The sequence below is a fragment of the Mycobacterium sp. genome (genome assembly GCF_035603715.1).
Classification (GTDB): Bacteria; Actinomycetota; Actinomycetes; order Mycobacteriales; family Mycobacteriaceae; genus Mycobacterium.
Genome location: NZ_DATNJW010000531.1, coordinates 1 through 8,238, shown reverse-complemented (window position 1 = coordinate 8,238; position 8,238 = coordinate 1). Strand labels below are relative to the sequence as shown.

At 62.2% G+C, this 8,238-nt stretch carries 10 protein-coding genes and 1 tRNA gene; 3 read left to right on the top strand and 8 right to left on the bottom strand.

Features of this window, described 5'->3' with window-relative positions:
• Positions 1-74: transfer RNA gene (locus tag VN856_RS21940), tRNA-Ile, on the top strand.
• Positions 75-331: 257 nt separating this feature from the next.
• Here VN856_RS21940 and VN856_RS21935 read toward each other — a convergent pair.
• Entirely contained in the window at positions 332-610 is a 279-nt protein-coding gene (locus tag VN856_RS21935) for a DUF732 domain-containing protein (protein WP_325692906.1), read from the bottom strand.
• Positions 611-741: 131 nt separating this feature from the next.
• On the opposite strand from VN856_RS21935, the gene VN856_RS21930 reads away from it, so the two are divergent.
• Positions 742-1,773, top strand: a complete 1,032-nt coding sequence (locus tag VN856_RS21930) for an alpha/beta hydrolase (protein WP_325692903.1) — start codon at positions 742-744, stop codon at positions 1,771-1,773.
• A 562-nt stretch (positions 1,774-2,335) separates the two neighbouring features.
• Positions 2,336-2,788 carry a DUF1931 family protein gene (locus VN856_RS21925; RefSeq protein WP_325692901.1) on the top strand — a complete coding sequence of 151 codons (453 nt, stop codon included), beginning with the start codon at positions 2,336-2,338 and terminating at the stop codon, positions 2,786-2,788.
• Between the two features lie 303 nt (positions 2,789-3,091).
• Here the strand turns inward: VN856_RS21925 and VN856_RS21920 are convergent, their stop codons facing one another.
• From VN856_RS21920 to VN856_RS21890, 7 genes are all read right to left on the bottom strand, one after another.
• On the bottom strand, positions 3,092-3,694 hold the full coding sequence (locus VN856_RS21920) for a DJ-1/PfpI family protein (protein ID WP_325692898.1): 603 nt from the start codon (positions 3,692-3,694) through the stop codon (positions 3,092-3,094).
• 730 nt (positions 3,695-4,424) lie between these two features.
• Entirely contained in the window at positions 4,425-4,799 is a 375-nt protein-coding gene (locus VN856_RS21915) for a DUF2267 domain-containing protein (RefSeq protein WP_325692896.1), read from the bottom strand.
• 259 nt (positions 4,800-5,058) lie between these two features.
• Positions 5,059-5,301 carry an STAS domain-containing protein gene (locus VN856_RS21910; protein WP_325692893.1) on the bottom strand — a complete coding sequence of 81 codons (243 nt, stop codon included), beginning with the start codon at positions 5,299-5,301 and terminating at the stop codon, positions 5,059-5,061.
• Between the two features lie 118 nt (positions 5,302-5,419).
• Positions 5,420-6,418 carry a toluene hydroxylase gene (locus VN856_RS21905; RefSeq protein ID WP_325692891.1) on the bottom strand — a complete coding sequence of 333 codons (999 nt, stop codon included), beginning with the start codon at positions 6,416-6,418 and terminating at the stop codon, positions 5,420-5,422.
• Positions 6,415-7,098, bottom strand: a complete 684-nt coding sequence (locus VN856_RS21900; RefSeq protein WP_325692888.1) for a Rieske 2Fe-2S domain-containing protein — start codon at positions 7,096-7,098, stop codon at positions 6,415-6,417. Before VN856_RS21900 ends, VN856_RS21905 begins: the two co-directional genes overlap by 4 nt.
• Positions 7,067-7,303, bottom strand: a complete 237-nt coding sequence (locus tag VN856_RS21895) for a hypothetical protein (RefSeq protein ID WP_325692886.1) — start codon at positions 7,301-7,303, stop codon at positions 7,067-7,069. The genes VN856_RS21900 and VN856_RS21895 overlap by 32 nt, the downstream gene beginning before the upstream one ends.
• Positions 7,304-7,313: 10 nt before the next feature.
• On the bottom strand, positions 7,314-8,238 hold a 925-nt coding region (locus tag VN856_RS21890), incomplete at its 5' end, for a YHS domain-containing protein (protein ID WP_325692884.1).

The following is an 8,238-nucleotide window of genomic DNA, read 5'->3' as shown; positions in this document are numbered from 1 at the left end:
GGGGCGGTAGCTCAGTTGGTTAGAGCCGCGGACTCATAATCCGTTGGTCGCGGGTTCGAGCCCCGCCCGCCCCACTGTAGAGAGCCTGGTCAGGCGTTTCCGGTGCTTGACGTCATCCCTGGCGCCCTGTCTTGGCGTGTTGTCGCGGCCCTTGACTTCACCGCGCCACATCCGGCCCACCAGATCGTCGAGATCAGCTTTCGACAGCTTCTGAACTTGGATGTGGCCGAGTTCGTCCCGCAACGCCGCCAGCTTCGACCGGTGGCCTCGCGCGCTTGGCCATGGCGTCGTTGTACCCGAACCACCGACACGAAGCCAGTAGCAAGTCAGCTCAGTGCAATGTCTCCGGGCACAGCTCGTGCTGCGCGGCGATAGTCAGCCCGCGTTTGTCGGCGTTCGACGGTCCCTCACTGATCTGGTCGACCGTCGTCCCGGTCCGTAGAAGCTCGCATGCGTGCTGCCCATTGTCGAGCAGCCACGAGTCCGGCTTTCCTGCGGTGTTGATCCCGGTGTTGTGGATATAGGCGAGGTACGAGTTTGCGTCGGCGTGGGCAGGCGCCGCGGTGGCGATGAGTGCGGCCCCAAAAACGATTGCAACTCGGATGGACATGGCGGCGGAACTCCTTGAGACGTTGTTGTCCGTTTCAGTGTCGCGCCGCAATCCGCAGGTGAAGTCACTCGCGGTCGCGGGCACTTGCTGGTTGCGTTGCCAGTTGACGCATTTCAGAAACATGCATTCGGGTGAAGTCTGGGCCAACAGCAGACGGTCGGTGTCACGACGTCGTCACAACCAATGCCAGACGCTCACGAACACCGACGAACGTCCATGGCTTGAAAGTGCTGGTTAGACAAGCTTTTCCGAACGCTCGCGGATGTCGGCGGACACGCTCTGGCCGACTCATAACCTGTTGGTCGCTTCGAGCCCGGCCCGCCCCACTCAAGAAGACCTGTTCAGGAGCTTTTAGACCGCTCAAGGGGCTGAAGCTGTGCGAAACTTCGCTGGTGACGTCGGAACGGTCGCCTCTTGTACTCCTGCATGGCGGGTCCTGGTCTGGCGATCAATGGCGGGACATTGCGCCGCTGCTATCCGCCCACCACGACGTATACACACCGTCAGCGCTCGGTCATCGTGGAGGGCCAGTTGTGCAGCGGCGACCCGTCACGATCTGGGATGTCATCGATGAGTCCGAACGCTACCTCGATGAACGCGGACTAGATCGGCCACATCTAGCGGGCCATTCGATGGGTGGATTCATAGCGCTCGAATTGGCGCGACGTGGCCGGGCTGGATCCGTCTGTGCATTTTCACCGGGTGGATTGTGGTCGAACGATCTGCGGGTGCGGGCCCTGAAGAAGGTGCGACGGCAGTTGGCGTTAGGCCGCGTGATGCGTCCCATCACCCCGCTTCTCATGAAATCGCCGGGGATGCGCCGGCGTGGGTTGACCGATTTGACGCTGCACGGAGATCGACTCAGCTACAAGCGGATCATCGAAATCAATGAAGAGAACTTTGAATGCACCATCATTCACGACATCTTCAACAACCCTGACGAACAGGTCGCACCGATGGACCCTCTGCCGTGCCCAATCACCATCGCCTGGTCCGAAAAGGACAGGATTCTGCCAGTCGAACTCTGCGGGGCTATCGCCCGAGACCGCCTGCCCCGCGCGACATTCACCATCCTGCCCGGCCTCCCGCACACTCCGACGATTGACGATCCCGAGCTCGTCGCAAGTACCATCCTTGCAGTCACCGGCGCCACAAAGGTGTAGCCATCCATGTATCAGCTGGCCCGTCGCGGTGCCCATCGTCCGAGCTAAGCTAACGCGCCCGTAGCGGCGAAATACCGGCAACCGGGGGGCGAAAGCCGACGAGCTATTCGCCTCGGCACCCGACATCAGCAATCTCGACGTTGTCGCCAACAAGCTCTGACGCCCGTTGCGGCGTTGCGGGTGACCCGGTTGCTCAAGGCGTCAGATGCAGTCGCTATTGGTACGGGATTCTGCCGCCATCGAAATGCCGAGGGCCGACGCCATCGCGGGACATTTACGCGTCAACGCAGGACTTAGGGCACTCTTTCGGCCTGTGGGGGCAAGTGCGCGCGTCGGGTTTGGGACTGACAGGACCGTGTCCACCGCGGCGTCGGGGTGCGAAGGTTCCCATGTAGACGGCCCGCGTCGGCACATATGGCTGGTGTGGCCCCGAAGGGAGCAAGACCGGAATTGGTCGGCCGGTGCGCCGCTTCGATCCCGAAGCGGCCCTAGCCAGCGAAGTGCGGGGCCACCCCAACCAGTACTGCTGGGCCGATATGAATATTTGGAGCGGAGGTATTCAATGACCCATCCCTCGGGTATTACGGCGTTCGAACGGTTCTTTCGTTCGGTCGCAAGCATCAAGATCGACAAGAACGACGTCCGTCGCTTCCGGGAGTTCGTCGACGAGCAGATCGACGACATTGCTATCGCGGGGCGCAACTCGGCCAAGTGGAACGGGCGTGACGTGGTTGTGCCGCAGGACCTTCCGATCACCAAGGGCGTCCAGGAGCGAATGCGGGAATTCGACAAGCTGGAGGAGGCAGAGGAGATCCGTGAGCTGCTGCGGCAGGCGGTGCGGCGACCACCTGGCGACGTTACGTTCGCTGAGGACACCGAGCAGCTGCTGCCAGAGTTGTTCGGCGGGTTGAGTATCGCGCTGGCCCGTTCGTTCCGCGTGGTGGACCCGAAGGTGTCCAACCCGTCGACTGAGCATTGGGATCGGGTGTTCACGCTATTTCAGCTGGTGTTCTGATAACCCGATCCTACTTGTGCGTGAAAGTCCGCTCACAACAGTTCATCTGCGGAACATGCTCGCGGCAACGGAGGCGGGAGCCATCGTTTTTCCGCCGGTACCAGCATTTTACGATCGGCCGGCCACCTCGACGATATCGTCAACCACACCATCGGGCGGGTGCTGGACTTGTTCGACCTGGACTCCGGCTTGTTCATCGCTGGGGCGAACCGACTCACCACGAGCCGGCCCACCGAAACGGCACGAGCGTCTAGATCGCAGAGTGATTCGCCGACATCGCTCGGACACTATCGTCGACGCCGTTTATTGGCCAGCCACTTTCTTTGCCGCGCTGTACTTCTCGCAACCTGGCCGCGGCGGTAACACAGCCAGCTGGGCCCATGCGTGCCCGCTCTCTTCGGCTGCCGGGCGGGCAGGCTGGCGGGTAATGCGCGCGAATTCCTTGGCGATGGTGCTATAGAACGCGCGCTGTTCACGTGGCGAGACCGGCTCGCCCCTTAATACGGAGGCGCCTGTCGATCGGTGGGCCCGCATGGTCCCAGACAATGGGAGACTTTGACCCCGGGCCACTCCTGCTTCAAGCAGAGTCCACGCCCCGTAGCAGACGATCCCGACCGGCTTCCCTGAAGTGATGAAGTCACGCACGAGGGAGACCACCCGATCGTCGCTGGAAAGCCGATCAGATTTCACCGTCCCGGGCAGCAGCAGCAACGCCTCGTACTCGTCGACCGTGGCTTGGGCCACCGTTTGGTCGACGGTGTACGTGCGGCCCGGCCCGAGGTCGCTATCGAGCGATTCGATGTGACCGGTTCGGAGCGACAACAACTGTGTCTGTGCCCCTGCTTGCCGCACCGCCTCGCCGGATGCCTCCAATTCGACCTGGCCGACGCCATCCGCTGCGAGCATCGCGATTCTCAAACCTTGCAGGCATTCGGCCATGTCGGACTCCGCTCGGCAATGTGTGTAGTCGGGAATCTTTCCGCTGGATGCAAGCTTCGCCGTTGTTGACGTGTATTTCCTGCTCCCGCCGGAGCAAATTTGTCGAGCGGTATTCGTCCCGCTGTGACAGGACGGCGACGCTGTTTGTGAGCCTTAACGAAATTTTCTTGGCCGGCATCGGGCGGTTCCTGGACCGTTGGCTAGGCCGCCAGGGGAGCCTGGTGCTTTTACTCGCCGACCGTCATCCTGATCCCGCTGCTCTGTATCGGGAGATTGGTCGACAGCTTGCCCACTCGAGCTGCGATGTGCCGAACGGCTTTCCGCAATTTTTCTAAGAGCCCCTCGCGCGCTCATAGCCGACCGCGGACTTGAGGAGCTTCGACCCCGTAATATCGATAATTGCTTCACCTGCATGCCGCCACGCAAATTTGGCGCTTCCTTAATCCGGATCCGTGAACTGTCCGCGCAACGACGTACCGTGGCCCTCCAAGGTTCGCGTCAAAGAGAAGGCGATCTCGGCAATCGAGCCCCAATGACGCGATAGTGAGGAGGCGATCGCCTTCTCTGGGCAAAGCCGTGAAGGCCATGCCGAAGGGCTCTAAATCGCATCGCGGAGGTAGATAGTCGCCACGTATTGCAACGAAAAGCTAAGGCCAACAGCATATTACGTTGCAACAGCATCCCGGCGGCGGCTGGTTCACCGCGCATCCAACCGGTGAAAGTCTCTGGGTAGCTGGCTCAGTACGTCATCGAACTCACCGGGCGTCGCCGCCTCACGGAGCGTCGCCAGCACCGCATCCACGGCACTTCTAGACGCGATGGGGTCACGTCGGGGGGAGCGTTCAGCCACCCGGTTGACGAATTCATCGAAGCCGAAAGTTTCGGCCTGTTCTTTCGTCGGGAGCAAGGCGTCTTGCAGTGGTCCAGGCAGTCGTGTCGCCAGGTCGCGGGCCTCGGCGCCGCCGATACGCTCGGCGAGGGTGGCCAAGGTCGCGCGTGTCAACGCCGCCGCCTCACCTTCAAAAAGGCCGGTACGCTCCGCTACTCGCGCAATGATTTCGTCGTATTTCATTGTTTCTCCTCGGGTTTCGACTCTTGACATCGTGCCGAACGCCGAGTGTCGGTACTTCGTTCTGGTGAGCCGGATTTCGGCGCTTGTTGTCACCCTGGCAGGTGAGCTCACATCACAAGGCCAGGCGTGCGTCGCAAATCCGGTCTTCGGCGGCCGTTACTGCGGTGGTCGGCCGCTGGGGCTTTGTGCACCTCGGCCGATTCGCTCAGCAGTACCATCAAGTGTTTGGCGAGGCCCCTTCGCTTCGCTCGTCAAACCGTTAACCGGCGTGCGATGCCACCAAGCAGAATGAGATGTCGGGTTCTCCGGCCAGCGCCGAGGCGGAGACCAAGGCGTCGACGGCGGCCTTATCGACAGACGTCAGGTTCGCGAGCTCGAGCACCAATTGTGCGGGCTCTCGTAGCAATTCGCCGGCTACGAGCAGGGACAGCTGCGAGCTGGTTTCTCTATTCAGGTCACCTGTCGTCCGGATAATAGTTATGCCAGCGGGAAGTCGTCGCACCGCACACGAGAGCGACCTGCGTTGTTGCTCTTCTACGTCACTCTCGCTTCCTGATTCAGCTCCTCCCGTCACTTATTAAGTCAAGCAGACCAAAACGGGCCCACGTGATCCGTCGCAATCACGCTCGCGTCGCCAAGAGCGCAGCGGTTTCTCGCGACACTTCGTCGCTGATGCGCGCTGCCGCTTTGGTCGGATCCATCGTCACCGGTGCGTCGGCGAGGATGCCGGCGACAGCGTGGAGCGCATCGGACGCCAGCGGCTGCCACTTATCTAGCCATGCGGAGACCGCGTCGGCGTTCGAAGGCGTGTCGCTGATCAGGTGGCGCAGTAGTGTGGCCGTCCACGCGCGATGCCAACGGGCATCTTCGTCGAGCGAGAAGTGAATGCTGTTCAGGATGGGATCGCCGTTGGCCGTTGCCAGGGAGCCCGCGATTTCTTGATTCACCAGGCGATCAATTCGAGGCTTGATGACTGCGTTCGTCACGACAAAAGCCTCATCCCAGTCGTAGGTGATCAGCGCGGTTTCGATGAGCTCGCGAAGTGGCTGGAGCGCAGGCGCATCCTCCCACGCAGTCTGTTGTCGCCGTAACGTCGCCGCGTCGACCGGGCCTCCGTTGACTTGCGCAGTGCGGTAGGCGATGCGCTGGACGCGGCGCATCTCGTCTGCAGCCTGGAAAGCTGCGCAGTTGGTGATGCGGGAGGCAGGCGCCATCTGGGCGACATAGGCGGCCAGCATTTGTAAACCGTGCACCGGATAACGAAGCGGGAAGTACCAGCGGTCCAGAAAGCGCAGCCAGTCGACGTCGAGCCGGCGGTCGTAGCCGGTGTCGTCGATCTCCCGAAGGAGCCCGTCGATAACGTCTTCGCGGCCGTCTTGCACCTGGGTGTATGCGCGATACGTGGTTCGCCGTGGGTCTGCGAACTGTTCCCAGTTCTGTGCTCGCAGGGTGGCGCCTTCACGGTGGCGGTAGTACCACTCGACGACGGGAAGGTCAGCCGTCAGCTCGAACCGACGCGGGTGGTTGTAGTGAAGGTCAGTGCTCAACAGCTCATACTCGAGCGGGATACGCCGGCCCGCCGCGAGCCGCGTGTAGGTCTTGCGGCCCGGAGTTGTCATTTGTCGCGGGCCGGCGGATCGGCCGCCGTCGGATGGGCCGCCAATGTCCAGACCGCGCCGTCGTCCGTCAGCTTCAAAACACCGGTGAATGACGACATCACGACTTCGAGGTCGCCCGGGAACCGAATGGCCGGCCCGGTTGCGGTCTCCAGGGCGGCTCTTGACAAGCGGCAGCTGCCGGGCGCTAGCACGCGCAGGTAGGCTCCTTCATCGAGCACAACGACGTCGTCGTTCTCCTCCTCGATGACGGCGGCCACCACATGCGCGAACGGTGTGGCGTGCAACACCGGGCCCACCCGGCGATCGGGGTCGTCTACCACGCGCGCGGATTCCGGTGGTATCTGGATGAAGATCCGGTCGTCGTCGAGTCGAACCGGGAAGGGTGTCAGACGCGCGGCTTGCGGGTTCACCCCCTGGCCGGTCCGCGCATCGAATTCCCATTCATGCGCGGCGCACGTCAGCGTGTTGTGGTTCAGGACGCCGTGGGAGAGGGGATTTGCCAGATGGGGGCACCGGTCCTCATATGCGAACAGCTCGCCGTCGACGTTGCACAGCAGGACGTCGACGCCGCCGAGGTTAACGCCGAGCACCTCGCCTTCCCACAACTCGTCGAGGGTTCCGGCGTAGTGCCAGACCGCCGGAGGCGTGTCAGCCGCGTTCGACCGTGAAGATGTCGCCATTACTCAGCCCTGCTTGTGCGATAGTGTCGGCCGGCTCCAGGATCTCGCCGCTTTCGTTGCGCACTGTGATAGCTCCACGCCGCTCTGGCTCCAGGCCCCAGGCCACCAGCTGGCGCGCGAGCTCGGCCACCGTGCGTTCATTCGGCGTGACGATAACGCGCCCCACGAAGTCGTCGCTGGCGTAGCCGAACAAGTAGACGCGCACCGCTGTCGCCTCACGCTGTCGGGATGGGGTCAAGGCGCCACGGATCCAGACCGCGGCGCAGATCCTTGCCGTTCTCGGCCGGCGCGGTCAGCCCCATCCACTCCTGCAGATCGATGAGCTTGCCGGGCGCCTCGCCCGCGACGATCCGATCCACCACGCTTTTGTGGCCGGCGAAATGTTGCGGCTCCTGCTGGAAAATCCAGCGGCACGGTTCCGAGCAGAACAGGTAGCGCCGGCCATGCATCTCGAGCGTGCAGGCAGTGTTGCGACCGGGCCTGATGAACAGGGTTGGGAGCTGGCAGAGGTTGCACAGCGCTGGCAGACCGTAGGACAGCGTGTTCGTCTCGCCCCCACCCTGCCAGCGTGCTTCCAGCTGATCCCACAGCGGCCCGTAGAGGTCGTTCCATCGTGGGTATTTGTCGTTCAGCCACGATCGTTCAGCCGCGGTTGGTGACGCGACGTCGAACCACAACGTCGTCCGGTAGGTGTAGAGGCCCAGCTGAAAGCTGTGGTGCGCATAGTCCAGCTCCTCCACGAAAAGGTCCCAGAACCAAGGTTTTTCAAGGTCGAACTCGGCGAGGTTCTTCACGAACTGCTCAGTAACCCATTCGGTCATGAATTCTTTGAACGAGCGCGCCCGCGCGTCCAGCGGGGTCAGGTATTCCATCGCAGTTCCGGTCAGCGCCAAGAACAACCGCCAACATCGCCACCACATCTTGTCGACGAGATATTGGGCGCGCTGACGCGATCCGTTTTCCAACAGCGTCCGCATCACGGGGTGGCCGATCTGGGCGTGGCGGGCCTCGTCGGTCTGAATGCTTGCCAGCGTCTTTTCGAATAGATGGTGGTGGGCGCGATCGGCCAGGGCCGCCATGGCCATGAATTGCAGGTTGGTGAAGCCCGTCTCGAAGACGAAGTTGAGCTGGATGGCGAGG

Bases quoted from the DNA above. Each gene is read 5' to 3' on its own strand.
- VN856_RS21920 (WP_325692898.1), bottom strand. From the start codon at position 3,694: ATGCTCGCAGCGGATGGCGTCGGCCAGGTCGAATTGGAGGCATCCGGC.
- VN856_RS21905 (WP_325692891.1), bottom strand. From the start codon at position 6,418: ATGACAACTCCGGGCCGCAAGACCTACACGCGGCTCGCGGCGGGCCGG.
- VN856_RS21925 (WP_325692901.1), top strand. From the start codon at position 2,336: ATGACCCATCCCTCGGGTATTACGGCGTTCGAACGGTTCTTTCGTTCG.
- VN856_RS21915 (WP_325692896.1), bottom strand. From the start codon at position 4,799: ATGAAATACGACGAAATCATTGCGCGAGTAGCGGAGCGTACCGGCCTT.
- VN856_RS21935 (WP_325692906.1), bottom strand. From the start codon at position 610: ATGTCCATCCGAGTTGCAATCGTTTTTGGGGCCGCACTCATCGCCACC.
- VN856_RS21900 (WP_325692888.1), bottom strand. From the start codon at position 7,098: ATGGCGACATCTTCACGGTCGAACGCGGCTGACACGCCTCCGGCGGTC.